We start from the raw sequence: 24,853 nt of genomic DNA, 5'->3' as shown, positions 1-24,853 counted from the left end.
GGCGGAGCTTTGCCAAGCCGATCCCGCGCGCCGGGCACGGGCGCGAAAAAGCGCCGGCGGGACGGCCGGCGCTCGGAGCTCCCGCGGGCGCGCGCGCCTACGGCTGCGCGGCGATCCATCCGTCCACCACCTGCTCGAGCACGGCGAGCGGCACGTTGCCGGTCTGGAGGACGAGGTTGTGGAATTTCTTGATCTCGAACTTCGGTCCGAGCGCCCGCTGCGCCTTCGCGCGCAGCTCGAGGATCTTCAGCATGCCGATCTTGTAGGCGCAGGCCTGGCCGGGATTCATCACGTAGCGCTCCACCTCCGAGGCCTTGATGCCGTAGTCGATCGCCTGCTGGCGCGTCCAGTGGAAGGCGTGCAGGCCGGTGTCGACCACGAGGCGCCGGGCGCGGAAGAGCTCGTCGTCGAGCTGGCCGAGGTGGCCGACGAGGTCGCCGTCATACCAGCCGTTCTCCGCCGCGAGCTGCTCGGCGTAGAGCGCCCAGCCCTCGGCATAGGCGGAGCCGCCGCCGAAGACGCCGTCGCGGCGGTAGCGCGGCAGGCCCTCGGTCTCGCGCTGCAGCGCGATCTGGAAGTGGTGGCCGGGCACGCCCTCGTGGTAGACCAGCGTGCGCATGGTCGCGATCTCGAAGGTCGGCCCGGGCAGCGGCGCCCAGAAGATGCCGGGCCGAGAGCCGTCCTTGGCCGGGCCGGTGTAGTGGGCGGCGGCGGTCTTCTCGGTGAAGGGCGGCTCGCGCTTCACGACGACGGGCGCCTTGGGCGTGAGGTCGAACACGAGCTTCGCGCGCTGCTCGGCGTCGCGGAGGATCGAGTCGAACTTCGCGAGCAGCCGCGGGCGCGGGTCGGCCTCCTTCGGCTGCAGGTCGTGCTCGAGTCTTTCCATGCGCTCCTTGATCGAGCCGTCGGCGTAGCCGAGCTGGCGGAGGTAGCCGTCCATCTCCTTTTCGATCCGCGCGACCTCGCGCAGGCCGAGCTGGTGGATCTGCTCGGCGGTCAGGTCGGTCGTCGTGAAGCGCTTCAGGGCGTTGGCGTAGGCCTTGTCGCCGCCCGGCAGGCGGCAGAGCCCGGCGGCGCTCGTGGTGTGCGGCAGCTGTTCCTGCAGCATCGCCTGCGCGCGGCGGAAGGCGGGGAGGATTTGCTCGGTCGTGATTTTCTCCGCGGTGGCGACGAATTGGGCGCGCTCCTCCGCCGTCACATCCTTCAGCGGTGCCGCGCGCTCGGCGAGCGCGGCGACGAAGCGGTTCTCGTGCGGCGGGCCGGCGAGGAAACGCTCGAACTGCCCGAGCACGGACTTCGTGATGAAGTCCGGCATGAGGAAGCCGCGTGCGGCGGCGTCCTTCGCCTGGGCGATGCCCTCGTCGATGCGGCCGGCGACGAGCTGCAGGCGCGCGAGGTAGTTCTCGATGTCGCGCCGGTTGCGGATCGGGTGCGACTGCGTGAGGAAGTTGACCGTGTTGACGTGCAGGCCGCCGAATTGGTTGAAGACGAAGTTGTAGTCTGCGAACGGCTCGCTCTCGACGATGCCGCGCAGCGACCACTCGATCGTGGCGGCCGAGGTGCGCTGGTCGGCGCTGAGGGTCGCGCGGTCGAACTTCGCCAGCTCGGCCAGCGCGGCCTTGGCGGCGGCGACGCGGCCGGCGCGGTAGTCGCGGGTGTTCGGCGTCAGCTGGCGGTCGAGCGCGTCCTGCTCGGCGGCGGGCAGGTATTGCTGGATGGTGGAGAACGTCGGGTTGGCGCGCACCCAGTCGGCGGAGAACGACTCGGCCCAGCGGTCGAAGTCGGCGTTGGCGGCGAGGAGCGTGGAGGCGCTCAGCGCGGCCACGGCGAACAGGCGGGGTAGTTTCATGGCGGGAAGCCGCACAGGTTGCACCGGGCGGCGGCGAAGTCGAGCGGTGTGCGACGAACGCGCCCGGCGGCGGGGCGGCCGCAGGGCGCACGCCATTCGTCCCGCCTGGCGCGCCGATGGACAGAATGGCGTTGGCGCGGCGGCGGCGTTGCGCAATCTCGGCGGCCTACCCCCATGACCCGTCGCGACCTGCTCAAGCTCGGCGCCCTCGCGGGCGCCGCCACGATGATCCCCCGCGCGCTCGCGCAGGCGTCCGCGCCCGCGCCGAAGCCGAAACCGGTGCACGTCGACGCGCTCGACGGCGTCGCGCGCGCGGCGCAGCCGCTGAACATCCTCATCCTCGGCGGCACCGGCTTCACCGGCCCGCACCAGGTGCGCTACGCTCTCGCGCGCGGGCACAAGCTGACGCTGTTCAACCGCGGCCGCCGCCCGAAGGAATGGCCGGCCGAGGTCGAGGAGCTCACCGGCGACCGCGAGACAAGCGACGTGAAATCGCTCGCGGGCCGCACCTGGGACGTGTGCATCGACAACCCGACGAGCGTGCCGCACTGGGTGCGCGATGTCGGCCGCGTGCTGCAGGGCCGGGTGAAGCAGTATGTGTTCATCTCCACGCTCTCCGCCTACGCGGACACCGCGACCGCCGGCATGACGGAGGACGCGCCGCTCGCGAAATACACCGGGCCTGACGTGATGCAGGAGACGCGGGCGACGCTGCTGGCCAACCTCGCGCTCTACGGCCCGCTCAAGGCCGCGTGCGAGCAGGAGGCGGAGAAGTGGTTCCCCGGCCTCACGACCGTCATCCGTCCGACGCTCATTGTCGGCCCCGGCGACGACACCGACCGCTTCACCTACTGGCCGGTGCGCATCGCGCGAGGCGGGGAAGTGCTCGCGCCGCCGCCGGAGGATCCGGTGCAGCTGATCGACGCGCGCGACCTCGCCGAGTGGACGATCCGCCTCTGCGAGCAGCGCGCGTTCGGCGCGTTCAACGGCGTCGGGCCCGCCGCCGAGCTCTCGACCGCCGCGCTGCTGCACGGCGTGCGCGCGGCGGTCGGCGGCGATGCGCGCTTCACCTTCACCACGGCCGAATTTCTCGCCCGGCAGCGCGTGCAGGCGTGGAGCGATCTGCCGGTGTGGGTGCCCGGACAGGGCGAGACGCTCGGCTTCCATCGCGTGAGCGGAAGGAAGTCGGTCGCCTCCGGCCTGACCTACCGCCCGCTCGCCGTCACCGCGGCCGACACGCTCGCCTACTGGAAGGCGCTGCCGGAAGACCGCCGCGCCCAGCCGAAGGCCGGCCTCCGGCCCGAGCGCGAAGCCGAGGTGCTGCGGGCGTGGCACGCCCGCCCGGCGGGTTGAGCGCCATCGTTCCGTTGCGCATTCCGCCGCGCGCCGCGGACCGGCGGGGTTTTTCCACGGGCGAAATCCGCTATGCGGCCCGCCCGGCGCCGAGTGAAAGCGCGCCCGCGGCCGCGGCGCGCATGAGCGTTTTGTGACAAAAAAGGAGCGGCGTGCCCGCTTTACAGTTTGAGCGCACGCGGCATCTCTGCGCGACGATGCCACGGGCGAACCACCGGTGGCAGCCAACCCCACCCCACCAAGTCCCATGAATGGATTCCCACTTCGCCGCGCGGTGCTGAGCACCGGCCTGGCTTCGGTCCTCTCCGGCGTCGCCCTCGCGCAGACGCCCGCGCCTTCCGCTGACAAGAAGGAAGAGCCTGTCGTCCTGCCGCAGTTCACCATCGTCGAGAACCGCGCCAATCCCTACCAGTCGCGCCAGGCCCTCTCCGCCTCGCGCGTCGCGATGTCGATCCAGGACATCCCGCAGACGATCTCGGTGGTCACGAGCGAATTCCTCCAGGACACGCAGAGCTACCGCATGCTCGACGCGGCGAAATACATCACGCCCGTGGTCGAGTCGACGCTGCCGATCGGCGGCGACCGCTACATGATCCGCGGCTTCCAGGTCTCGCACGAGTTCATCGACGGCGCCGAGATCTCCGGCCAGGACGGCTACAGCGCCTCGCTCATGGGCTACAACATCGAGCGCGTGGAGATCATCAAGGGCCCGAACGCCATCCTCGTGCCCGGCGGCAGCCCCGGCGGCCAGTTCAACCCGATCACCAAGTCGCCGCTCGGCGTCGACAAGCAGTCGCTCACGCTCGAGCTCTCGCAGTATTCGAACCGCGCCATCAGCGCCGACGTCAACCGCGTGCTCTCGAAGAACGACAACTCCCTGGCGGCCCGCTTCGTCTTCGCCTACTGGAACAACGAGGGCTATTTCGACCGCCAGTTCCGCACCGGCTGGATGCTCGCCCCCTCGATCGCCTGGCAGATGGGGCCGAACCACAAGCTGATCGTGAAGGCCGAGTTCATGCAGAACCGCGAGACGATCACCAGCGGCCTGCCGATCGATCCGTCCGTCGGCTCGAACGACTACGCGGTCATCGCCCGCGGCCTGCCGCGGACGTTCTCCTTCGGCGACGACAGCAGCGACGCGCGCCACCGCGCCACGGAGCGCATCACCGCCGAGCTCCTCTCCAACCTCGGCGACCACGTCACCTCGCGCCTCCAGCTGATGGGCAACCACGTCGTGCGCGAGGACTGGGGCGGCACCGGCGCCGCGCTCGCCGGCGCGGGCGGCGGCAGCCGCAATCCCAACACCGGCCTCTACGAGCCGGGCGTGAACTGGACCGCGACGACCGACAGCGTCACCGGCGCGACCACGATCACCAAGACCCTTGCGCCCGTGACCGATCCCTCGACCTGGAGCTACACCCGCAACACCACCGCGGTCGACCTCTTCTACACCGAGGCCCACCTGCGCAACGACTACGCGGTCAAGTTCGACACCGACCTCGTCAAGACCACCACCATCGGCGGCGTCGCCGCCAACTTCTCCGAGGTGCAGTTCAAGATCTACCCCGGCGGCACGCGCCCGACCGTCGCGGCGAACGCCCTCGGCGCGATCACCTTCCCGAACTGGGGCTACCTTGAGCCGACCGCGACCAACGGCGGCGGCAACCGCACCGGCAAGCAGGAGGACGCGCAGCTCTTCGTCTACGAGAACGCCTCCTTCTGGAAGGATCGCATCCAGCTCTCCGGCGGCCTCTCGCGCTTCTTCGGCCAGCTCACGCGCACGGACACGACCGGCATCCCGCCGGCCAACACCTACCCGAGCTACAACCTCACGACCGACGCCAAGACCTTCGGCGCGCTGGTGAAGCCGATCCCGCAGGTCTCGCTCTTCTACGGCTACAACACCACCGGCGGCACCATGCCGTCCTCGCTCAACCCCGGCACCTACGCGCCCAACTTCCGCGTCTCCGAGGGCAAGCAGGTCGAGTTCGGCGCCAAGGCCTCCTTCCTGAACGACCGCCTCACCGCCTCCTTCTCCCATTTCGACATCGAGCAGTCCAACTACCCGGTGCCGAACAGCGACTACTACACCCTCGTCGCCCAGGGCCGCATCGCCGAGGCCAACGCGCTGCCCAATCCGCTCTACCTCAACCTCAACTCGAAGGGCTGGGAGTTCGAGTTCACCTACGCGGTGAACAAGAACCTGATGTTCCTCGGCAACTACACCTCGTTCAAGATCCGCCAGCCCGGCACCGAGGTCCGCGTGCGCTCCGTGCCCGACCACAGCGGCGCGATCTTCGCCGACTACAAGTTCACCGAGGGCGCGTTGCGCAACTTCGGCGTCAACGTCGGCGTCGACTACAAGGACGACGTCGCGGGCGAGAACGCCACCGGCTACAGCGCCGTGGGCGTGGCCAACCAGCCGACCTTCCTCGTCGCCGGCCGCACGTTGGTGAACCTCGGCTTCACCTACCGCGCGAAGGACTGGACCGCGCGCCTGCAGGTCGCCAACGCGCTGGACAAGGACTACATCCTCGCCGCCGGCAGCCGCACCTCCGCCGTCCCCGGCGATCCGCGCAATCTCAAGCTGTCCGTCACCTACAACTTCTAAGGTTCAACCCGGGGCCGCGTGCGGCCCGCCCAGGTCCGAAGCCGGCGCGGGGGCGCCGGCTTCTTGCTTTTCCGCGCCCGACGGAACCCCCGGCGGCGGACGCGTTCTAACTGACCGAATTGCGCCGCCGTCGCCCGTCGCCGGATCGCGTCCAACCTCACCCCGCCACCCCTCCACGCTGTGCTCCGCTATTTCGCCAACGGTCGTGTCCGCTGGAAAAGCCGCATGCGCTGCAACACGCGCACGAATTGGGAGATCTATGCCGTCGTCGAGGGCCGCTGCGGCCTCGCGTTTTCCGACCAGCGGACGCCGCGCCTCGCCGAGCGCACGCTCTGGATCTTCGCCCCGGAGTGCAGCCACGCCTGGACCAACGCCGGCGCGACCGACTACCAGCGCATCGTGCTGCACTTCGGCAGCGTGCCGTATCCGGTCGACGACATCGTGCGGCGCAACGGCGGCTGGCTGGAGCACAAGCTCGACGCCGCCGGCATCGCCCAGCTCCGCACCCTCGCGGCGGAGATCGAGCCGCATTTCTGCCGGCCCACGCTGGTGAGCCCGCTGGTGTTCCAGCGCGTGCTGATGGAGCTCTCGCTGCGGCTCGTCGAAGGCAACGAGTTTGCCACGCTGCCACCGGCGCTGACCGACCTGGCGAACTTCAAGATCGAGCGCGCGCTCTCCTGGTATGCCGAGCACCTCGTCGCCGCGCCCTCGGTCAAGCAGGTTGCCGACGCCATCCACGTTTCGCCGAGCCACCTGCGCCGCCTCTTCTGGCAGGGCCGCCGCACGAGCCCGAAGGCGCAGTTCCAGCGCATCCGGCTCGAGAAGGCAAAGGAGCTGATGAGCCGCTCCGCGTTCACGCTCGAGGAGATCGCGCGGCAGTGCGGCTACGCCAGCGCGAGCCACCTCTGCCGCGAGCACAAGGCGGCCTGCAATTTCACGCCCACCACGTGGCGCAAGAAACTCATCGACCGCTTCGTGCGGCCGCTCCCGGCCGGCGAGGTGCCGGTGCGCGAGTTCAGCGCGCGGCCGGAGGAGCGGGTGATGCGGGCCTGAGGGCCGCGCCCGCCGGGGAAGGGTGCCCCGGCCCCCGCCGGAGCACCCTCGCAGCCTGGCCGAGCCTCAGCGGCTCCCCCGGTGGCTACCAAGCATCGCCCGAGCGCTTGATCGACACGTTGTCGTAGTGCGCCTGGCCGCCGCTGACGGTGTAGTCGCGGTGGCCGAGGAGGACGGAGACGGCATCGGTGCCGTTCGCGGGGGCGGTGAAGCTGAAGGAGTGCGTCGTCCAGCTCGTGCTGGTGATGTTGTAGCTGGCGATGGTGGTGCCGGTGGTGTCGTTCACCACCCAGACGCGGCCGTCGGCGCCGGAGCTGTCGACCTTGGCGTCGAGCGTGACGACATAGGTCGCGCCGCCCACGTAGTCGGTCCAGGGCTGCTTCAGCTTCTGCCACTGCGTGCCGTTGGCGACGAGCGTCAGGCCGGAGGCGCCGCGGCGGGCGTTCGCACTGTCGCGATAGGCGGTGGCCGCGGTGGAGAGCACGCGGGTCCAGCGCGCGGGCCGCGTCGGATCGGCGGCGTCGGCGAGTTCGAAGCCCTGGTTGGTCAGCTTGACCGGGTCCCACTTGATGAGTTCGGACAACGTGGCCGCTTCGCTCGGGTCGGAGGCGGCGCTGGCGGCATACTGCGCGGCGCCGACATACCAGGCCATGGGATCGAACTGGGCCAGCGGCACCCAGCCCCACATCTCGCGCGAGAAGTCGTAGTCCGTGCAGTAGGAGCCCTGCGTGCCGTTGACGAGATTGTGCAGCAGGGGCGCGCTCGTGGAGCCGTTCCACACGTAGTCGGTCAGCGTGTCCGTGAACTTCGTCAGGTCGGCGCCGGTGAAGACGTGTCCGGCCCGGTGCAGCGACAGGATGAACTCGAGGTCGACGTTGGCGTGGGACGCGTCCTCGGTCTTCGCGCCGGTGTGCGTGCCGTATTTCCACAGGTAGGCGGTGCCCTGCGTGGTGAGCAGGTTGGCGAAGAAGGTCGCGCATTTGTCCGCCTTTTGGCGATACGCGGAGTTCGCGTTCACCTCGTAGAGAATGCTCTGCACGCCGAGGAGCGCGAAGGACTGGTTGTGCGGCAGCGGGCTGAACGGCGTGCCCGAGGCAAAGGTGTCGTAGCCGGTCGGCTCCTGGTAGTAGCCCTCGGTGGCGGAGGCGTTCACCCAGGTGTTGCCGTAGAAGCCGGCGGGGTCCTCCCATTTCGCGATGACGTGATTCTCGAGGAAGGTCTGGTAGTCGTTCGCCTTGGTTTGGAACGCCGCGAGCGCCGTCGCGTTTTGATTCACGAGGCGGACGAACGCGGCGATCGGCGTGCCGATCATGCCGTCGACGACGTGATAGGCGAAGAACGGTGAGACGCGGAGGTTGTCGAAGAAGACGGTGTCGCCGCTCGTCGTGGTCGCGGCGTGGCTCAGCCAGACTTCGACGTCGTGTCCGGCGGCGGGCATGACGAACTCGACCGAGTAGCTTTTCCAGCTGGCGGAGCTGGCGAACACGCTGCCGAGGACGGTGCTGGTGGTGCGATCGTAGACGAAGGCGCGGGCGGCGACGCTGCCGCCGTTCTTCGCCGAGAAGGCGAGTTCGTAGCGGTGATTGGGCAGGTAGCTGGGGATGTCCTGGTAGAGCCGCTGCAAGGTCGCGCCGGCGGTGATCAGTTCCGCGCCCCACGTCACGCCCGAGCAGGCGTTGCCGGGGATGTAGGCGCCGGAGGCGTTGGTGCGAAATGCGGTCGTGCTCGTCGAGCCGCTGCGGGTCCAGCTGGCCGGGAGCGTGGCGTCGCCGGGATCGGCGGTCTCGAAGCCGGAGTTGAGCACGAGATTCGGCGAGTAGCGCGCGGTGGTCCAGTCGCGGTAGCCGTCGCCGTCGTGATCGACGGCGTTGCCGATGACGGTGTCGGCGTGGCTGGTGAACTTGGTGAGCCAGGCGGTGTCCTGCGAGACCTCGTAGAGGTTGAGGTAGCTGCGGAGCATGTAGCTTTCCTGCCAGGCGAGGTAGGCGGCATCGGTGCGCGCGGTGTAGGCGGAGCCGCTGGCGTTGTCGTAGGCGACGAAGTCGTCGAACCACGGGTTGCCGGTGGCGGCGAACAGGACGGTGCTGCCGCCGAGCAAGCCGGCGGCGACGAGCGGACGGAACAGAACGCGGAGGTTCATGGGGATCGGGGTTGGAGGTTGGAGCCGGCGGGCAAACGGTCGCCGACGGCCGGGGCGCGGGACTACGGGCCGAGAATTTGGCGCAGGAGCGGCTCGAAGACGTCGGCCTGGCGGACGAAGCCGAGATCGCTCGGGTGCGAGCCGTCGGTCGTGGCTTCGGCGTCGTCGCCGAGCAGCGCGTCGCCGGGCAGGTAGTAGAGTCCGGTGACGCCTTCGCGCTGGAGCTTTTCGAAGCACTCGCGCAGCGCGGCGTGGTTTTCGGAGTGGAAGCGGTCGCGCGCCGGCAGCACCCAGACGTTGGGCTTGCGGCGGTCTTCAACGAGCACGATGGGCGTGCCGGGGCGGGCGGCACGGAGCTGGCGGACGAGCGGCGGACATTTCTCGCGGACGGACGCGGGGTTCATGTTCGGCAGGCAATCGATGACGTAGATCGCGGCGTCGATTTGCGTGAGGACCTCGCCGACCGCGGCGTCCATGTGGCCATTGCCGGAGAAGCCGAGGTTCACCACCGGGCGGTCGAGGCGGCGGCCGAGGATGGCGACGTGCGTCATGCCGGGGCGCGAGGCGCTGGCGCCGTGGGTGATCGACGTGCCGTAGAAGGCGATCGGCTTCGTCGCGCGCGGCGGCAGGCCCTCGAATTTCGCGTCGGCGGGCACGCCGATGGTGAGTTCCTCCACCCCGTTGCGCAGCGGCAGGTAGAGGGCGTAGTCGCGCGCGCCGGGTGCGAGGCCGCTGGCGAGTTCCTGGCGGACGTGGGGGCTCGTGGGTCGCGTGACGCCGACCCAGCGCCAGCGGCCGGCGCCGTCGCGCGCGTAGAGGTCGACGCCGCTGGCGCCGATCGCGGTCTGGTTCGCACCGGCGTTGGGGCCGCGCAGCAAGGTGTAGTCGACCCAGAGCGTCGATGCGTCGGTGCGGAAGCGCACGAGCATGCCGGCGCTGTCGCGGCTGAGCGTCCACACTTTGGCCGTGACGCGATTTTGTGCGGTGGCGGGGAGGCGGTCGAACCAGCGGAGCCGCTTCGCCTCCGGGAGAGCGCGGCCTTCGACGCCCCAATCGGCCGCGCGGTGCCAGACCAGGCCGGGCGGCTCGGCCGCCGGGGACGATTCGGGGACCTCGGCGCCGCACCGGAGCACAGCGACGGCAAGGAACGAGAGCAGGCGGAAGCGATTTTTCATGTGCGCAGGCGGAGGCGATTCCTGGGGCCGCTCGCGCGGGATGGCTTCGCGCGGGCGGCGGGTGGGAGGACGTGGCTGCCGCCTCGGCCGAGGCGGCGCGGGCTCAATATTCGAGCGTGTAGGAGCTGGTGAACTGGCGGCCGAGCGTGAAGTAGCCGCTGCCTTCGATGAAGATGTCGTCGAGCGCGTTCTTCACGGCGACGCGGATCGTGTGCTTCAGGCGCGGGCCGGTCTTCCAGTTGTAGCCGGCGGCGAGATCGAGAATGCCGCCCTCCTCGGCGCGCAGCTTGTAGCGCAGGTCGGTGGTGGACGGCGTCTGGTCCAGGAGGCGGTAGCCGCTTTGGGCGCGATACGCGGCGTTCAGGCTGAGGCCCTTGAGCGGGCCGCTGCGCACGCGGTAGCTCGCGCCGACGGCGTAGTTCCACTCCGGCGTGCGGACGAGGTGCAGGCCTTCCTTCCATTTATCGAGGCTCTTGATGTGGCGCGCGTCGACGGTGCCGACCGAGACGCGAAGCGAGAGGGCGTCGGTGACCTTGCCGTTGGCGTAGAATTCGTAGCCCTGGGAGCGGTCGAGGCCGCCGGCGATGAATTGCGGTTTTTCCGCGGGATTGTCGACCGCGCTGTCAAAGTCGGGATTGGCGATGCGGACGTTCTGGCGCTCGATGTGGAAGTAGCTCGCGCCGACGTCGAATCGCTCCTCGAGCAACTGCGTGCGGAAGCCGACTTCCCAGCCGTCGCCGCGCTCGTTGGGCATCGGCTTGCCGGTGTTCGAGTAGACGTCGCCCTTCGGGTTGAACGAGGTGGAGTGCGAGCCGTAGAGGACGGTGGACGGCGTGGCATAGTAGTTCAGGCCGACGTTGTAGGTGAAGTCGTCGACCTTGGACTGCGTTTGGTCGGTGACCGTGACCTTGTCGGGGCTGAGGCGGCCGGTGATGGTCGTCTTCGCGGTGTCGTAGCGGCCGCCGGCCATGACGAGGATCTTGTCGTTCAGGAAACGCGCGCGGTGCATCAGGAACACGCCGGTGATGTCGTAGTCGAGGCTGCGGTTTTCCTGGAGCCAGGTGTAGTATTGCGGCGTGTCGCGGTGGTTGATCGAGGTGTTGAAAGCCGGGATCGGATCGGTGCGCGGGCCGTGCAGGGAGCCGGCGTCGCTGGTGTAGTTCGGAATCGGACCGGTGTAGGTCACGGTGTAGACGTCGCTCGCCACGCCGCGCGGGGCGCGTTCCGAGATGCGGCTGTCGATCTGGTTCGAGTAGTCGAAGGTCAGCAGCGTGGAATGCTTCACCGCACCCGTGGCGAAGTTGACCGTCAGGTCGGCCTGGAGGTTTTTCACGTCGGACGGGAGCTGGCGCCAGAACGGATATGGGACCGTGGCCCAGCGCGTGAACTGCCGCGTGGTCGGGTTGACGAGGATCGTGGAGCCGCCGAAGGCGGTGTAGTCGTAGTCCTGCGTCGTCTTCGAGTCGTTGTAGGCGACGCGGAGGCTGATGTCGGAGGAGAACTGGTGGATGAGCGTGAGGTTGACGGTGTCGAGCTGGCGGTCGCTGTAGGTCGTCGGTCCGAGCGTGTTCACCCAGCCGTATTGCCTCATGAAATCGTAGGCGAACTCGCCGGTGTATTTGTTGCGCGTGCCATCGGTGGGATCGAGGCCGTCGATGCGGATGTCGATCACGGGGCGGCCGCGGTTGTTGCGGCGGAACATGTGCTCGTATTCGAGCAGGAGCTCCGTGCGATCGGTGAGGAGGTGGCGGAGGACGGCGCCGAAGTTGCGCGTGCGCTCGTAGGTGAACATCTGGTCGAACTCGCGCTCGGCGTAGGAACCGGCGAGCAGGAGCGCGGTGCGGCGGCCGAGCGCGAGGTTGTGCTCGAGCTGGACGCGGCCGGTGCGGTTCTGGCCGACCTCGACGAGCGCCTGGCCGGAGTTCTGGCCGAAAACGGGGCGCTTGGAGATGTAGTTGATCACGCCGCCCGGCTCGCCGCGGCCGTAGATGGCAGCGTAGGGGCCCTTGATGACCTCGACGCGCGACACCAGCGTCTTGTCGATGACGCCATTGCGATAAAAGCCGTTGCGGAGCTGGTAATATTGGGAAAAGCCGCGGATCGAGTTGCCCGAGCCGGCGCCGGTGTAGGATTCGAGGCCGGAGACGTTGCCGACCTGCGAGAGCACTTCGCCGAGATCGCTGACGATGAAGTCGTCCATGAAGCGCGTGGTCAGCACGTCGAGCGAGAAGGGTAGCTCCTTGATCGGCACGGCCACGCGCGTGCCGCCGGAGGATTGGTTGACGGTCCAGAGGCTGGACTCGCCGGCGGCGCGGACCTCGAACGGGTTGAGGGTGACCACGGTCTCCGCCGCCTTTTCTTGCGCGGAGAGGGGAGGAGGAGCGGTGAAAGCGAACGAAGCGAGCGCGCTGAGCGCGGCCGAGAGCCAGGTTTTCCGCGGAGTCGCGGGGGAGGTGTCCATCGAAGAAGGGTGTTTGGGGTTGGAGCCAGGGTGGTTGCTTTCGCCGTCGGCGCGCGGGGCCGAGCGCGGCGATTTGCGGAGGATGCCGAATGCCTTGCCGCCGCTAACCGGGACGGCCGCGAACGGGGTGTCCGCGAGCATCCGCTCCAAAGCCTCCTGCGGCGTGAAACGCCCCTGCACGGCGCGCGTCGTCGCAGACTCCGGCACGTCGGTCGAGATCAGCACCTCGACGTTGCCCTGCTGCGCGGCGAGCTTCAGGCGCTCGTGCGCGGGACCCGCCGGAAGGGAAAAGTCTGCCGTCGGCGTCGGGGCGGCAAAGCTCGCGCCCACCGCGTGCAGCAACACGAGGAGCGGCAGCCAGACGGAGCGCGCGAGACGCCGGAACAGCATCAACGGTGGGAGGAGATAACAGGGTCAGGCGCACGAAGGCGGGGGTTCGCCCTCCAAGACACCTGGAAGATCATGGATGACTAAGCAGCAGCGTGGAAACGAGGGGTTCGAGCAAGCGGGGAACGAGACGGGAGGCGAGCGCGGGCCGTGGGTTCCTGCGCGCGGCGTCGGCGAGCGACGGCGCGCGGGCGGCGTTCACGGCGCGCGCCGCAACACGATCTTCGAGGTGCCGTGGCGCTCGGCTTGGATGTGGTGAGTCACGTCGAGCATCTCGAGAAAGCTGTCGAGGTTGCCGAGGCGAATCTTGCCGTTGATCGGCTCCTGGCCGAGGCCCTCGTCGCCGATCACCAGCTGGGTGTGATTGCGGCGGTTGAATTCGAGGATGACCTCGGAGAGCGGCACGGCGCGGAAGTCGACGAGGTCGTTTTTCCAGGCGAGCTTCTGTTCCACGCGCTGCGGCGTGTAGGTCTCCACGATCCACGGCGTCTCCGGACCGTCGGTCGGGACGATCACGCCTTGTCCCGCGTCGAGCGTCTGCTCCACCGCCACCGGCGCCGGGGCTGCTCCCGGGGCGGGACGGGGGCGGACGGAGGATCGACGCGCACGCGCCCCTTGGTGACGAGCACCTCGAGGTGATCGGGCGTCAGGGCGATGTTGAATTCCGTGCCGACCGCGGTGACGGCGACGCCGCCGACGCGCACGACGAACGGGCGCGACTTGTCCTCGGCGACCTGGAAGTAGGCTTCGCCCGAGACGAGGTCGAGGACGCGGCGCCGGGCTTCGAAGCGCACGGCCACCTGCGCGCCGCGGTTCAGCACGACGACGGAGCCGTCCTCGAGGGCGTGCCGTTCGGACGATTGTGCGGAGTCGCCCGCGGCGAGGCGCGTGGGCACGGGAGAGGAATCGGCGGTGTGCGTGGACCAGAGCGCAAGACCCAACGCGAGCACCGCGGCCATGCCGCCGAGCCAGGCGAGGGTGCGGCGCCGGTGGGGCCGGGCGGGCGGCGAGGCGAGCAGGTCCGGATTCGGCTCGATCGCGTGCAGCGGCCGCCACTCGACCATCACGTCCATCCGCTGGAAGACGGCCTGGAGCGCGGTGTAGGCCTCCGCGTGCTGCGGCGAGGCGGCCAGCCACTCGAAGAATTCGTCCTGCTCCGCGGCGGTGAAGCCGGCGTCGCGCTTCATGATCCACGCCGCGGCTTCCTCGCGGATGCGTTGGTGGCGCGCGGCCCCGGAGGGCGAGTCGGGCGGGTTCATGCCGATCCTTTCTCGCAGAACTTGCCCACGAAGTCCGCGCATTTGTTGAGGCCGATGGCCAGCTGGGCATTCACGGTGCGCGGGGAGATGGCGAGCTTTCGCGCGATGTCCGTCTGCGACAGACCGTAGACTTTCCGTAGCGTGAAGATCTGCCGGCAGCGGTCCGGCAGCGACTGGATCGCCTTGGTGAGGATTTCCAGTTCCTCGTAGTGGGCGACGGTTTCGCGCACGTTGGCGCTTTCGTCGAGCAACTCGGTGTCGTCGAGCGACCCGGAGAAATGTTCGCCGCGCACCTTGGCGCTGCGGGCGGCGTTGAGGGCGAGGTTGCGCGCGGTCGCGAACAGGAACGCCTTGGGGGCGTTGACGGCCTCGGTTTGGCGGCTCCGCAGCACGCGCAGGTAGGCCTCCTGGATGACGTCGTTCACCGGCACGTTGGAGCCGAAGCGGCTTTGCAGCCAGGCGCGCAGCTGCGGCTCGTGCACGAGCAGGTGCTCGGCGAACCAGCGTCCTTCTTCTGTGGGTTCAGGGGGCATGGCCGAAAAAAGATAAGTCCGGGGTGCCCCTGAGACACGCGAGGGCGGCGAAATGACTAAAGGGGGAGGCGAAATATTGCCGAAAGGCGATTCGGCCGCGGCCGGCTACGGGTTGGGCGGGCGAATCGCCTGGGCCACGGTTCGGGCCAGGATGGCGGCGCCCTCGGCGTTGGGGTGCACGTGGTCCGGGGTGTTGGCGTGCTGGTCCCGCATCGGCGTGAAGAGATCGATCAGGCCGGTGCTTTCGGCGCGGGCGAGGTCGGCGATCATCGGGCGGAGCTCGTGTTCGATCACCTCGGGCGAGATGCCCCAGCCACTCGGCGGCCACGCGGGCATCGGCTGGCAGATGAAGAGGCGCGGCTTCGACGGCAGCGAACGCAGCTGGCGGAGAAGCGAGACATAGTTGGCGACGAAGCGGTCGCGGAATTGCCAGTTCTGCGGCTTGCTGTCGTTCGTGCCGAGGCCGATGACGATGATCTCGGGCTGAAACGCGCACGCTTGGGCGAAGGCGGGCAAGGACCGGTAAGGCTTGTCGCCGCTGTCGAGCAGGGTGGCGCCGCCGACGCCGAAGTTGCGCACCTCGTAGCCGGCGCCGAGGAGGCCGGCCAGCTGGGCCGGGTAGGACTTGTGGACGGGATCGCCGGTGCCGTAGCCCTCGGTGATGCTGTCGCCGAGGCAGGCGACACGGAGCGGCGGGGAGCGGCGTGCGCGGTCGCGAGCGACAGCACGGCGGCGAACAGGAACGACAGCAGGCGGCTCATGCCGGGAGCGTGCGGGGTTCGCGCGCCGGCTCAACGCCGTTTCGCGTCCCGCCGGGAAAACAAAAAGGCCGCGGCGGGGGCCGCGGCCTCGGGAAGGGCAGGAGGGCGGTTGAGGGCAACCGCCCCTCCCGCAGGATTCAGGCTTTCGCGCTCTCGTCGGGGATGCGCATGGCGTAGAACGAGCGCCAGACGAAGACGAGGGCGATGACGAAGAACACCGCGCCGATGGCATGCTTCGCGGTGACGTTGCTCATGGTGACCGCGATCTCGACCGCGAGGAGGCCGAAGAGCGTGGTGAACTTGATCACCGGGTTCATCGCGACGGAGGACGTGTCCTTGAACGGATCGCCCACGGTGTCGCCGACGACGGTGGCGGCGTGGAGGTCGGTGCCCTTCTGGCGGAGCTCGACCTCGACGATCTTCTTGGCGTTGTCCCAGGCGCCGCCGGCGTTGGCCATGAAGATGGCCTGGAAGAGGCCGAAGAACGCGATGCCGATCAGGTAGCCGATGAAGAAGTAGGCGTTGAAGAACGGCAGCGCGAGGGCGAAGCAGAACACGACGATGAAGATGTTCCACATGCCCTTCTGCGCGTATTCGGTGCAGATGCGGACGACTTCCTTGCTGTCCTTGTCGGAGGCGGTCTTGGCGTCGAGCTTCATGTGGTCCTTGATGTAGACCACCGCGCGGTAGGCGCCGGTGACGACGGCCTGGCAGGACGCGCCGGTGAACCAGTAGATCACGGAGCCGCCCATGATGAGGCCGAGGATGATCTCGGGCTGCACGATGGAGAGCTTCTGCACGACGTCGCCGAAGAGGTTTTCGAGCAGCATGATGATGCCGAAGACCATGGTGGTGGCGCCGACGACCGCGGTGCCGATGAGCACGGGCTTGGCGGTGGCCTTGAAGGTGTTGCCGGCGCCGTCGCCCTTCTCGAGCTGGTATTTGGCGTTCTCGAAGTCGGGCTTGAAGCCGAAGTCCTTCTCGATCTCGGCCGCGATGTTCGGGCGGGCCTCGATCTGCGAGAGCTCGTAGACGGACTGGGCGTTGTCGGTCACGGGGCCGTAGCTGTCGACCGCGATCGTCACCGGACCCATGCCGAGGAAGCCGAAGGCCACGAGGCCGAAGGCGAAGATCGGGGCGGCGAAGGCGAACTTGCCCGGCAGCAGCGCGAGCAGGGCGGGGTTTTGCGAGAAGTGGTAGGAGGTCCACATCAGCAGCATGATGATGAGGCCCATCCAGAAGGCGGAGAAGTTGCCCGCGACGAAGCCGGAGAGGATGTTGAGCGAGGCGCCGCCGTGCTTGGAGCAGTTGGTCACTTCCTTCACGTGGCGGCTGTTGGTGCTGACGAATATCTTCGTGAATTCCGGAATCAGCGCGCCGGCGATGGTGCCGCAGCTGATGATGACGGAGAGCACCCACCACAGGTCGGGTTGGACGCCGCCCGTTTGGTGCGCGAGGAGGAAGTAAGACGCGAGGAACGTGATGCCGATCGAGACGGCCGACGTGATCCAGACGAGGTGCGTGAGCGGCGCCTCGAAGTCGAAGTCCTTTTGCGAACCGTATTTCGCCTTCGAGATGATTTCGTTCAGGAAATAGGAGACGAGCGACGTGACGATCATCAGCGCGCGCATGGCGAAGAGCCAGATGATGAGGATGGCGCAGAGCTGCGCGCTGGCGGCGAGGGCGAGCGCGAGGAACGCGACGAGCGCGACGCCGGTGACGCCGTAGGTTTCGAAGCCGTCGGCGGTCGGCCCGACGCTGTCGCCGGCGTTGTCACCGGTGCAGTCGGCGATGACGCCGGGGTTCTTCGGGTCGTCCTCGGGGAGCTTGAAGACGATCTTCATCAGGTCGGAGCCGATGTCCGCGATCTTGGTGAAGATGCCGCCGCAGATGCGCAGCACGGAGGCGCCGAGCGACTCGCCGATGGCGAAGCCGATGAAGCACGGCCCGACCAGCTCGCGCGGCAGGAAGACCAGGATGCAGATCATGAAGAACAGCTCCACGCAGACGAGGAGCAGGCCGACGCTCATGCCGGAGCGCAGCGGGATGAAGAGGGTGGCGAGCGGGTTGCCCTGGAGGGCGGAGAACGCCGCGCGGCTGTTGGCGACGGTGTTGATGCGGATGCCGAACCAGGCGACGCCGTAGCTGCCGAGGATGCCGAGCACCGAGGCGAGCAGGATGACGACGACGTGGAACGCGCTGTTATGCGACAGCACGCCGAAGTAGTAGACCATGCACGCCGCGATCAGAATCCAGAGGATGGCGAGGAACTTGCCCTGCGTGAAGAGGTAGGTCTTGCACGTCTCCCAGATCGTGTTCGAGACGCTGCCCATCGACGCATGCACCGGCAGCGCCTTGGTCTGGGAATATTGCACGAGGCCGAACGCCGCGCCGATGGCGCAGAGCGCGATGCCGATATACATCAGCGTCAGTCCGCTCAGGCCGCCCAGTCCGTCGAAATGGACCTGGGTCAGATCGGGGATCTTGATGTCAGCTTCGCTGGCAAATGAAGGAATGGCGGACGCAAGCGTGGCCAGAGCCAACACTGCCCGCTTCCGGAGGTGTGTGTTCAGCATAGCGATGGGGTGGGGTTGAAGTGGCGCGAAACTGCCAAAGCCATATGACGCAAGCCAGAGCAAACTCCGTCAAGGTGGAGGAACCGTTGACCTGTTAGCGGGTTTAATCTTCGGTTTCCGGCGCGTTAATCCGCATCATGCCGCTCCTCGCCATCCGCGATCTCGTGAAAAGCTACCCGCGCGCCGGCGCGACGGGCGCAACCGGCACCGGCGCCCGCCTCGCCGTGGTCGACGTGCCGGCCTTCGTCCTCGAGGCCGGCGAACAGCGCGCGCTGCGCGGCGAGAGCGGCACGGGCAAGACGACCTTTCTCAACCTCATCGCCGGCATCCTCGCGCCGGACTCGGGGCACCTCGCGCTCGACGGCCGCGATCTCGCGGCGCTGGGCGAGGCCGGACGGGACCGGCTGCGCGCCGAGACGATCGGCTACATTTTCCAGACCTTCAACCTGCTCCAGGGACACAGCGTGCTCGAGAACGTCGAGCTCGGCATGGCCTTCGGCCGCGGCGTCGACCGCGCGCGCGCCGAGGCGCTGCTGCGGCGCGTCGGCCTCGGCGAGCGGCTGCACCACTTCCCGCGCCAGCTCTCGACCGGCCAGCAGCAGCGCGTGGCCGTCGCGCGCGCGCTGGCCAACCACCCGAAGCTCGTCCTCGCCGACGAGCCGACGGGCAACCTCGACGCGCGCAACAGCCGCAAGGCGCTCGCGCTCATCCGCGAGGTCTGCCGCGAGAACGACGCCGCCCTCCTGCTCGTCAGCCACGACGAAGCGGTGCTCGCGCAGTTCGAGAACGTGCAGGACTTCCGCGTCCTGAACCGCGCCGCGCCGCCCGCGACCGGAGGTGCCGCGTGATGATCTGGAACCTCATCTACCGCTCGCTCCGCCAGCACGCGCTCTCGACGCTCGTGACCGCGGGCAGCATCGCGCTCGCCGTGGGCCTGCTGCTGACCGTCTGGGTGGTGAAGACCCAGTCGCAGGCGACGTTTGCGAACACCAATTCCGGCTTCGACGCCGTGCTCGGCGCGCGCGGCTCGAAGCTCCAGCTCGTGCTCAACGCCATCTTCCATCTCGAGGCCTCGCCGGGCAACCTGTCCGCCCAGGACGTCGAGGCGGTGCGCCGCCATCCCGCGATCAAGACCGCCATTCCGCTCGCCGTGGGCGACAATTACTACGGCTGGCGCATCGTCGGCACGACGCCGCAGTATTTCGATGTCGAGTATGCGCCCGGCAGGAAATACGCGGTGCAGGCCGGCGGCCGGCTGTTCGAGACCGGCCGGCGCGAGGCCGTCGTCGGCGCCCTCGCCGCGCGCAAGCTCGGCCTCAAGGTCGGCGACACCTTCCAGCCATACCACGGCCTGTCCTTCGACGCCGCGGCGAAGCACGAGGAGGTCTACACCATCACCGGCCTGCTCGCGCCGACCGGCACGCCGGTCGACCGCGTGCTCTGGATCCCGCTCGCCGGCGTGCAGACGATGGCGGGCCACGACCCGCGCACGGCGAGCGACGTCAGCACCGTGCTCATCCAGCTCCGCGCGCCCTCGGCGGGCGTCATGCTCGACATGATGATCAACAAGCAGGGCAACAAGATGACCTTCGCCTACCCGATCGGCTCCATCGTCGCGGACCTCTTCACCAAGATCAGCTGGGTCGACAAGGTCCTGACGCTGGTGGCGTGGCTGGTTGCGGTGGTCGCCGCCGGCTCCGTGCTCGTGAGCATCTACAACTCGATGAGCGCGCGGCAGCGCGACATCGCGATCCTGCGCGCGCTGGGGCGCGGCGCCGCACGGTGTTCGGCGCGGTGGTGGGCGAGGCCGCGGCGATCGGCCTGCTCGGCGCGGGGCTCGGCTTCGCGGCGTTCGCGGCGCTCGCGCTCGGCGTGGCGTCGGTGATCCAGGCGCAGACCGGGGTGGTCCTCGAACCCTTCCGGTGGAACGCGGTTTTCGGCTGGGGTCCGGCGGCGCTGGTCGCGCTCGCCATGCTCGGCGGCCTGCTCCCGGCCTGGAAGGCCTACCGCGTGCCGGTCGCGGAGACGATCGCACCGGTGTCGTGAACCCCGCCGGCCCCGGGGCGCCCTCCGTCTTTCCGCATGAAAATCCTGTTCCCGTTCCTGCTCGCACTGCTCGCGGCGGCCGTCCTGCCGGCCCAGGAGGGCCACCACGTCCACGCCGCCCCGCACGGCGGCACGCTGGTGGAGGTCGGCCGGCACCAGTTCAACCTCGAGCTCGTGCGCGACGCCGAGGCCGGCACGCTCACCGTCTACGTGCTTGGCGCGCACGCCGAGGATTTCGTCCGTCTGCCGGCGAAGGCGCTCGAACTCACCGTCGAGGTGAAGGGGCGCACGGAGAGGCTCGCGCTGGGCGCCGTGGCCAACGAGCTGTCCGGGGAGACCGTGGGCGACACGTCGCAGTTCACCGCCCAGGCGGATTGGCTGAAGCGCGACGGCGAGTTCAAGGGCCGCTTCGCCGCGCTCGAGATCCGCGGCGTCGTGTTCCGGGACGTCGCATTCACGTTTCCCGTGAACGCGGATCACGACGGGGATTGAGCCAGCCCCCGCCAAACCTTTTGACGCCCCGACGAAACCGCCTACGGTGCGCGGCGATGAAGGCTGCCACGAAACTCCTGTTGCTTACGCTGGCTTGCGGCGCACTCACGGTGCGCGGCGCCGACCCCGTCGCGAAACCCGCCGACGGCGAGAAGAAGGAATTCGAGCGCGTGGAGTTCTCGCTGCTCGGCGCCTTCAACTACGTGCCGCCCGGCTACGAGACCGGCACGCCCGACGGCAAGGCCGCGCCGGCCGCGGATGCGAAGCCGAAGGACCAAATCCCGGATTTCGTGCGCAAGCTCGACGCCCGCAAGGTCGCGATCACGGGCTTCATGCTGCCGACGAAGTTCAAGGACGGCAAAGTCACGGAGTTTCTCCTCATGAAGGACCAGAGCTCGTGCTGCTTCGGCGTCATGCCGCGCATCAACGAGTGGGTGACGGTGAAGATGAGCAACGGCGGCATCCCGCCGCTGATGGACACGCCGATCACGCTCGTGGGCAAGCTGAAGGTCGGCGAGCTCTTCGAGGAAGGCTACCTCGCGGCGATCTACCAGCTCGACGGCGAGCGCCTGCTCGAGACGAAGGGTTGAGCTCCGGGCCGTGCCGGTCACCGTCCACGCGCCGAGTCCCGACCTGCGCGACCACATCCGGCGCTACGTGATGGTCGATCACGCCGCCGCCCGCGCCGACGCGCACCTGCCGGAGACGGGGACGCTCGTCGCCTTCGTGCTGCGCGGCACCTGCGAACTCGCCGGCGCCGGCCCGGCGCCCGCCGCCAGCGTCACCGGCATCACCGAGACGCTGCGGTGCCACGCGCACGCGGCGGGCAACCGCGTCGCGATCGTCGCCTTCACGCCCGCAGGGGCGGCGGCGCTGTTCCGCGTGCCGCTGGAGGAATTCGCCAACCGCACCGTCGCGCTGGCGGAGGCGGGCCTGGGCCGCCGCGACTGGGCCGAGGAAACCGCGCGCCTGCGCGCCGCGCCGAGCGACGCGGACCGCGTGCGCCGGCTGGACGGCCTGTTCCGCTCCCTGCTGGCGGGGCGCCGGCCCGACCCGCTGCTCGCCGCCGCGACGGCGTGGTTGCACGCCCGGCCGGCGGGAGCGCGGATCGCCGCGCTGGTGCGGCACGTGGGACTGAGCCAAAGCGCGCTCGAGCGCAGTTTCCGTCGCGGAGTGGGGCTGACGCCGAAGCGATTCGCGGCGCTCGTCCGTTTTCGCGAGGCCGCGCGCCTGGCCGGCACCGGCCTCGACTTCACCACCGTGGCCCACGCCGCGGGCTATGCCGATCAAGCGCACTTCGCGCGCGACTGCCAGCGCGTCACCGGCGCCGCGCCGTCCCGGTTCTTCGCGGCGAACTGAGCGCCGGCCGGCGGCGCCGAATTTATTCAAGCGGGACGCGTGCCGCCGCGGTAGAGTGCGGGCATGTCGTCGCCTCTTCGTGCAGCCTGGCTTGGTCTCGCCCTCCTGGGAATCGCCGCGCCCGCGCTGCGGGGCGCCGCGCCCACCCGTCCCATGAAAACCTTCGTCATCCTCTTCCGGCAATCCCCCGTGAACTCACCCCGGCCGACCTGGCCGCGCGGCAGCGCGAGGTCTCGGCCTGGGCCGCCCGCGTCAACGCGGAAGGCCACCAGCTCGAGCCGCGCATCCTCGAACCGGCGACGGTGCGCCCGGCGCCCGGCCCATCCGGGGCCGGCGAGGGCGCCTGGCCGCTCACGGCCCTGCTTTTTCTGCACGCGGCCGATCTCGACGAGGCGGCGCGGGTGGCGGCGTCCCACCCGGCGGTGCAGTTCGGCGCGAGCGTGGAGGTGCGGGCCTGGCAGGCGCCTGCGCCGCAGCGCGCGCGGCAGCCCTGAGCCTCAGCGCGAGATGTCGCGCTGCGTGAGGACCTTGAAGCCGCGGTTCGAGAGCGACTGCGCGGCGAGGTCGGTATCCTCGACGTTGAGCGCGATGGCGGAGCGCGCGCGCGGGCGGCAGATGAACGAGTAGACGTAGTGGATGTTCATCTCGGCCTCGTAGAGCGCCTTGAAGATCTCCTGGAGCTTCGACTCGTCGGTGAACTCGACCGCGAGCACGTCGCACTCGGTGAAGAAGAAATTGTTCGCCGCCATCAGCTCGCGGGCGCGGTCGGGATCGTCGACGATCATCCGGTCGATGGCGCAGTCGGTGGTGTCGAGCGTCGTCATCGCCACGATGTGCACGTTGTGCTTGGCCAGCATGGCGGTGAGCTCGTGCAGGCGGCCGACGCGGTTCTCGATGAAGACGGAGAACTGCTTCACCGGGTCCTGCGCGATGGTCGTTTCCATTTCTTCCATGGCGAGGCGCGACGGTAGGTCGCGCGCGCGGGACGGTCAACTGGCTTAACGCCGGCTCGGCCGGCGGGCGCGCGAAGTTAGGCGCGCGAAAGATTCGCGGGCGCGGCTGGAAGGTTTAGCCGCGCCGGGCCGGCGCAAGCGGGCTTGTGTGCCTCCGGCGCGCGTCTACGGTCCGGGGCGATGCCCGGGACCGACCATCATGCGCGGACGACGCGGCGCGCGGAGGACAGCGCGCGGCTGGTGCTGCGCGGCATCGCGTTGAACCTGGCGCTGGCGGCGGTGAAGGCCGCCGGCGGCGTCCTCGGCCACACCTACGCGCTGATCGCCGACGCGGCGGAGTCGTTGCTCGACATCCTGACGTCGCTGCTGGTCTGGGCGGGCTTCCGCGTCGCGGCGCGCCCGCCGGACGAGAATCATCCCTACGGACACGGCAAGGCCGAGCCGCTGGCGGCGCTGGCGGTGGCGGTGTTCGTGTTCGCGATGGCGGGCTTCGTGGGACTGGAGGCGGTGCACGAGATCCGCACGCCGCACCACGCGCCGGAGTGGTGGACGCTGCTGGTGCTCGCGGGCGTCGTGGTGGTGAAGATCTGGTTTTCGCGCCGCATGGGCTCGGCCGGCGAGGAGGTCGGCAGCACTGCGCTCGGCGTGGAGGCGATGCATCACTACTCGGACGCGCTGACCTCCGGCGCGGCCTTCGTCGGCATCGCGGTGGCGCTGTGGGGCGGTCCGGGCTGGGAGACGGCCGATGACTGGGCCGCGCTCTTCGCCTGCGTCGTGATCGCGTTCAACGGCTTCAACATGACCGGCAAGGCCCTCGGCGACATCATGGACACGGCGGTCTCGGAGAAATTCGCGAACGAGGTGCGCGACATCGCCAGCGCGGTGCCAGGCGTGCGGGCGCTGCACAAGGTGCGCGTGCGCAAGAGCGGGCTCAGCCACCTCGTGGACATCCAGGTGCGCGTCGACGGCGAGCTGACGGTGCGTGAGGGCCACGCCATCGCGCACGCGGTCAAGGACGCGCTGATCGATTCGGCCCCGCACAGCATCAGCGACGTCACCGTGCACGTGGAGCCGATGAAGTGAGGCGCGCCGCGGCCGCCGCCGCCGGCCCGGGCGGTCGCTACGGGGTCTGCCGCGCCGGAGCGGTGGGGAACTCGGGGTCGCGAATGCTGCCCTTCATCGTGAGCCAGGGATGGATCTCGGCCTTGAGGCGGCCGTCCTTGACCAGCGGATCGGTGGCGACCAGCGCCTGCGCCTCCTCGAGGCTGGCGCACTTGAAGATGAAAAGGCCGCGCCAGTCGCCGCCATCCAGGAAGGGGCCGGCGACGAGGATCTTCCCCGCATCGGCGAGGCGCTGGATGTTGGCCATGTGCGCGGCCTGCGCCTGCTGGCGCTCCTCGCGCGTGCCGCTGCCGGCGTTCGGGCCGCGGGTGAGCAGGCAGAAGTAGTAGGTCGTCATGTTCGGCGGCAGCGCGGGCGCGGCCGCCTTTTCCTGGGCGGACAGGCCGGGCGAAAACGCCAGCACGGCGGCGAGGAGCAGCGGGGTGATCTTCATGGAGGCGAGCGTGCGCAGCGGACGAAGCGAGGCGAGCCTGCAACCGCCGGATCGCGCCGGCGCATGACACAGACGCGACAACGCGCGCGCGGTGCGCATCAACACATGCGCGGCGCGCGGCGCGCGCCCCGGGCATCATGGCGGCATGCAAAACGCGACGTGCCGCTGCACGGCGTGAGCGGGTCGCGGGCGGAAACTACGCCCGCGGGTGGCGTAGCTTTTCGCTCTGAAACGGACCTGAAACGAAGCTGAATTCCGCCGCGATATTTCGACGTGAGCGCGGGCGCTTA

General features: G+C 69.1%; 21 protein-coding genes. 10 read left to right on the top strand and 11 right to left on the bottom strand.

All coding sequences use genetic code 11. The features are described 5' to 3' along the window. Nucleotides 1–97 precede the first annotated feature (97 nt). On the bottom strand, nucleotides 98–1,849 hold the full coding sequence (locus tag ACMYLB_RS20805) for a DUF885 domain-containing protein (RefSeq protein WP_415908859.1): 1,752 nt from the start codon (nucleotides 1,847–1,849) through the stop codon (nucleotides 98–100). A gap of 174 nt (nucleotides 1,850–2,023) precedes the next feature. Between ACMYLB_RS20805 and ACMYLB_RS20800 the strand changes: the two genes are divergently transcribed. From ACMYLB_RS20800 to ACMYLB_RS20790, 3 genes are all read left to right on the top strand, one after another. Further along, complete coding sequence (locus tag ACMYLB_RS20800; protein WP_415908858.1) at nucleotides 2,024–3,202, top strand: NAD-dependent epimerase/dehydratase family protein; 1,179 nt, start codon at nucleotides 2,024–2,026, stop codon at nucleotides 3,200–3,202. A 247-nt stretch (nucleotides 3,203–3,449) separates the two neighbouring features. Then, entirely contained in the window at nucleotides 3,450–5,813 is a 2,364-nt protein-coding gene (locus ACMYLB_RS20795; RefSeq protein WP_415908857.1) for a TonB-dependent siderophore receptor, read from the top strand. Between the two features lie 180 nt (nucleotides 5,814–5,993). Beyond that, nucleotides 5,994–6,866, top strand: a complete 873-nt coding sequence (locus tag ACMYLB_RS20790) for a helix-turn-helix transcriptional regulator (RefSeq protein ID WP_415908856.1) — start codon at nucleotides 5,994–5,996, stop codon at nucleotides 6,864–6,866. A gap of 85 nt (nucleotides 6,867–6,951) precedes the next feature. Here the strand turns inward: ACMYLB_RS20790 and ACMYLB_RS20785 are convergent, their stop codons facing one another. From ACMYLB_RS20785 to ACMYLB_RS20750, 8 genes are all read right to left on the bottom strand, one after another. After that, on the bottom strand, nucleotides 6,952–9,006 hold the full coding sequence (locus tag ACMYLB_RS20785; protein ID WP_415908855.1) for a hypothetical protein: 2,055 nt from the start codon (nucleotides 9,004–9,006) through the stop codon (nucleotides 6,952–6,954). 62 nt (nucleotides 9,007–9,068) lie between these two features. Continuing rightward, nucleotides 9,069–10,181, bottom strand: a complete 1,113-nt coding sequence (locus tag ACMYLB_RS20780) for an SGNH/GDSL hydrolase family protein (RefSeq protein WP_415908854.1) — start codon at nucleotides 10,179–10,181, stop codon at nucleotides 9,069–9,071. Between the two features lie 103 nt (nucleotides 10,182–10,284). Further along, the gene (locus ACMYLB_RS20775; protein WP_415908853.1) at nucleotides 10,285–13,032 is read right to left on the bottom strand and encodes a TonB-dependent siderophore receptor; all 2,748 of its coding nucleotides are present in this window, start codon (nucleotides 13,030–13,032) and stop codon (nucleotides 10,285–10,287) included. Nucleotides 13,033–13,227: 195 nt separating this feature from the next. Next, nucleotides 13,228–13,545, bottom strand: a complete 318-nt coding sequence (locus ACMYLB_RS20770) for a DUF4974 domain-containing protein (protein ID WP_415908852.1) — start codon at nucleotides 13,543–13,545, stop codon at nucleotides 13,228–13,230. Continuing rightward, on the bottom strand, nucleotides 13,542–14,288 hold the full coding sequence (locus ACMYLB_RS20765) for a FecR family protein (RefSeq protein WP_415908851.1): 747 nt from the start codon (nucleotides 14,286–14,288) through the stop codon (nucleotides 13,542–13,544). Before ACMYLB_RS20765 ends, ACMYLB_RS20770 begins: the two co-directional genes overlap by 4 nt. Further along, nucleotides 14,285–14,821 carry an RNA polymerase sigma factor gene (locus ACMYLB_RS20760; RefSeq protein WP_415908850.1) on the bottom strand — a complete coding sequence of 179 codons (537 nt, stop codon included), beginning with the start codon at nucleotides 14,819–14,821 and terminating at the stop codon, nucleotides 14,285–14,287. The genes ACMYLB_RS20765 and ACMYLB_RS20760 overlap by 4 nt, the downstream gene beginning before the upstream one ends. Before the next feature lie 105 nt (nucleotides 14,822–14,926). Further along, a complete protein-coding gene (locus tag ACMYLB_RS20755; RefSeq protein WP_415908849.1) occupies nucleotides 14,927–15,616 on the bottom strand; it encodes a GDSL-type esterase/lipase family protein in 690 nt (229 codons plus the stop codon). A gap of 103 nt (nucleotides 15,617–15,719) precedes the next feature. Further along, on the bottom strand, nucleotides 15,720–18,158 hold the full coding sequence (locus ACMYLB_RS20750; protein WP_415908848.1) for a sodium-translocating pyrophosphatase: 2,439 nt from the start codon (nucleotides 18,156–18,158) through the stop codon (nucleotides 15,720–15,722). 137 nt (nucleotides 18,159–18,295) lie between these two features. Between ACMYLB_RS20750 and ACMYLB_RS20745 the strand changes: the two genes are divergently transcribed. From ACMYLB_RS20745 to ACMYLB_RS20720, 6 genes are read left to right on the top strand one after another with little or no spacing between them, the layout of a single operon-like run. Next, nucleotides 18,296–19,006, top strand: coding sequence for an ABC transporter ATP-binding protein (locus tag ACMYLB_RS20745; protein WP_415908847.1), 711 nt, complete (start codon nucleotides 18,296–18,298; stop codon nucleotides 19,004–19,006). Further along, nucleotides 19,006–20,043, top strand: a complete 1,038-nt coding sequence (locus ACMYLB_RS20740) for an ABC transporter permease (protein ID WP_415908846.1) — start codon at nucleotides 19,006–19,008, stop codon at nucleotides 20,041–20,043. The genes ACMYLB_RS20745 and ACMYLB_RS20740 overlap by 1 nt, the downstream gene beginning before the upstream one ends. A gap of 17 nt (nucleotides 20,044–20,060) precedes the next feature. Next, nucleotides 20,061–20,204, top strand: coding sequence for a hypothetical protein (locus ACMYLB_RS20735; RefSeq protein WP_415908845.1), 144 nt, complete (start codon nucleotides 20,061–20,063; stop codon nucleotides 20,202–20,204). A 36-nt stretch (nucleotides 20,205–20,240) separates the two neighbouring features. Beyond that, on the top strand, nucleotides 20,241–20,696 hold the full coding sequence (locus tag ACMYLB_RS20730; RefSeq protein WP_415908844.1) for a hypothetical protein: 456 nt from the start codon (nucleotides 20,241–20,243) through the stop codon (nucleotides 20,694–20,696). 56 nt (nucleotides 20,697–20,752) lie between these two features. After that, a complete protein-coding gene (locus tag ACMYLB_RS20725) occupies nucleotides 20,753–21,286 on the top strand; it encodes a DUF3299 domain-containing protein (RefSeq protein ID WP_415908843.1) in 534 nt (177 codons plus the stop codon). Between the two features lie 10 nt (nucleotides 21,287–21,296). Continuing rightward, entirely contained in the window at nucleotides 21,297–22,055 is a 759-nt protein-coding gene (locus ACMYLB_RS20720; protein ID WP_415908842.1) for a helix-turn-helix domain-containing protein, read from the top strand. Nucleotides 22,056–22,552: 497 nt separating this feature from the next. Here the strand turns inward: ACMYLB_RS20720 and ACMYLB_RS20715 are convergent, their stop codons facing one another. Beyond that, entirely contained in the window at nucleotides 22,553–22,999 is a 447-nt protein-coding gene (locus ACMYLB_RS20715; RefSeq protein WP_415908841.1) for an acetolactate synthase, read from the bottom strand. A 189-nt stretch (nucleotides 23,000–23,188) separates the two neighbouring features. Here ACMYLB_RS20715 and ACMYLB_RS20710 point away from each other — a divergent pair, with 189 nt between their 5' ends. Then, complete coding sequence (locus ACMYLB_RS20710; RefSeq protein ID WP_415908840.1) at nucleotides 23,189–24,091, top strand: cation diffusion facilitator family transporter; 903 nt, start codon at nucleotides 23,189–23,191, stop codon at nucleotides 24,089–24,091. A 37-nt stretch (nucleotides 24,092–24,128) separates the two neighbouring features. Here the strand turns inward: ACMYLB_RS20710 and ACMYLB_RS20705 are convergent, their stop codons facing one another. Beyond that, complete coding sequence (locus tag ACMYLB_RS20705) at nucleotides 24,129–24,563, bottom strand: YciI family protein (RefSeq protein ID WP_415908839.1); 435 nt, start codon at nucleotides 24,561–24,563, stop codon at nucleotides 24,129–24,131. Nucleotides 24,564–24,853: the final 290 nt, after the last annotated feature.

Source organism: Oleiharenicola sp. Vm1, from assembly GCF_047777955.1.
Taxonomy (GTDB): domain Bacteria; phylum Verrucomicrobiota; class Verrucomicrobiia; order Opitutales; family Opitutaceae; genus Didemnitutus.
The sequence above is the reverse complement of the archived record's forward strand: the minus strand, read 5'-3'. Positions and strand labels throughout refer to the sequence as shown.

Coding starts and splice junctions, on each gene's coding strand:
- ACMYLB_RS20805 (WP_415908859.1), bottom strand. CDS start 1,849: ATGAAACTACCCCGCCTGTTCGCCGTGGCCGCGCTGAGCGCCTCCACG.
- ACMYLB_RS20800 (WP_415908858.1), top strand. CDS start 2,024: ATGACCCGTCGCGACCTGCTCAAGCTCGGCGCCCTCGCGGGCGCCGCC.
- ACMYLB_RS20795 (WP_415908857.1), top strand. CDS start 3,450: ATGAATGGATTCCCACTTCGCCGCGCGGTGCTGAGCACCGGCCTGGCT.
- ACMYLB_RS20785 (WP_415908855.1), bottom strand. CDS start 9,006: ATGAACCTCCGCGTTCTGTTCCGTCCGCTCGTCGCCGCCGGCTTGCTC.
- ACMYLB_RS20780 (WP_415908854.1), bottom strand. CDS start 10,181: ATGAAAAATCGCTTCCGCCTGCTCTCGTTCCTTGCCGTCGCTGTGCTC.
- ACMYLB_RS20775 (WP_415908853.1), bottom strand. CDS start 13,032: ATGCTGTTCCGGCGTCTCGCGCGCTCCGTCTGGCTGCCGCTCCTCGTG.
- ACMYLB_RS20765 (WP_415908851.1), bottom strand. CDS start 14,288: ATGAACCCGCCCGACTCGCCCTCCGGGGCCGCGCGCCACCAACGCATC.
- ACMYLB_RS20760 (WP_415908850.1), bottom strand. CDS start 14,821: ATGCCCCCTGAACCCACAGAAGAAGGACGCTGGTTCGCCGAGCACCTG.
- ACMYLB_RS20750 (WP_415908848.1), bottom strand. CDS start 18,158: ATGCTGAACACACACCTCCGGAAGCGGGCAGTGTTGGCTCTGGCCACG.
- ACMYLB_RS20745 (WP_415908847.1), top strand. CDS start 18,296: ATGCCGCTCCTCGCCATCCGCGATCTCGTGAAAAGCTACCCGCGCGCC.
- ACMYLB_RS20740 (WP_415908846.1), top strand. CDS start 19,006: ATGATCTGGAACCTCATCTACCGCTCGCTCCGCCAGCACGCGCTCTCG.
- ACMYLB_RS20730 (WP_415908844.1), top strand. CDS start 20,241: ATGAAAATCCTGTTCCCGTTCCTGCTCGCACTGCTCGCGGCGGCCGTC.
- ACMYLB_RS20725 (WP_415908843.1), top strand. CDS start 20,753: ATGAAGGCTGCCACGAAACTCCTGTTGCTTACGCTGGCTTGCGGCGCA.
- ACMYLB_RS20715 (WP_415908841.1), bottom strand. CDS start 22,999: ATGGAAACGACCATCGCGCAGGACCCGGTGAAGCAGTTCTCCGTCTTC.
- ACMYLB_RS20710 (WP_415908840.1), top strand. CDS start 23,189: ATGCCCGGGACCGACCATCATGCGCGGACGACGCGGCGCGCGGAGGAC.
- ACMYLB_RS20705 (WP_415908839.1), bottom strand. CDS start 24,563: ATGAAGATCACCCCGCTGCTCCTCGCCGCCGTGCTGGCGTTTTCGCCC.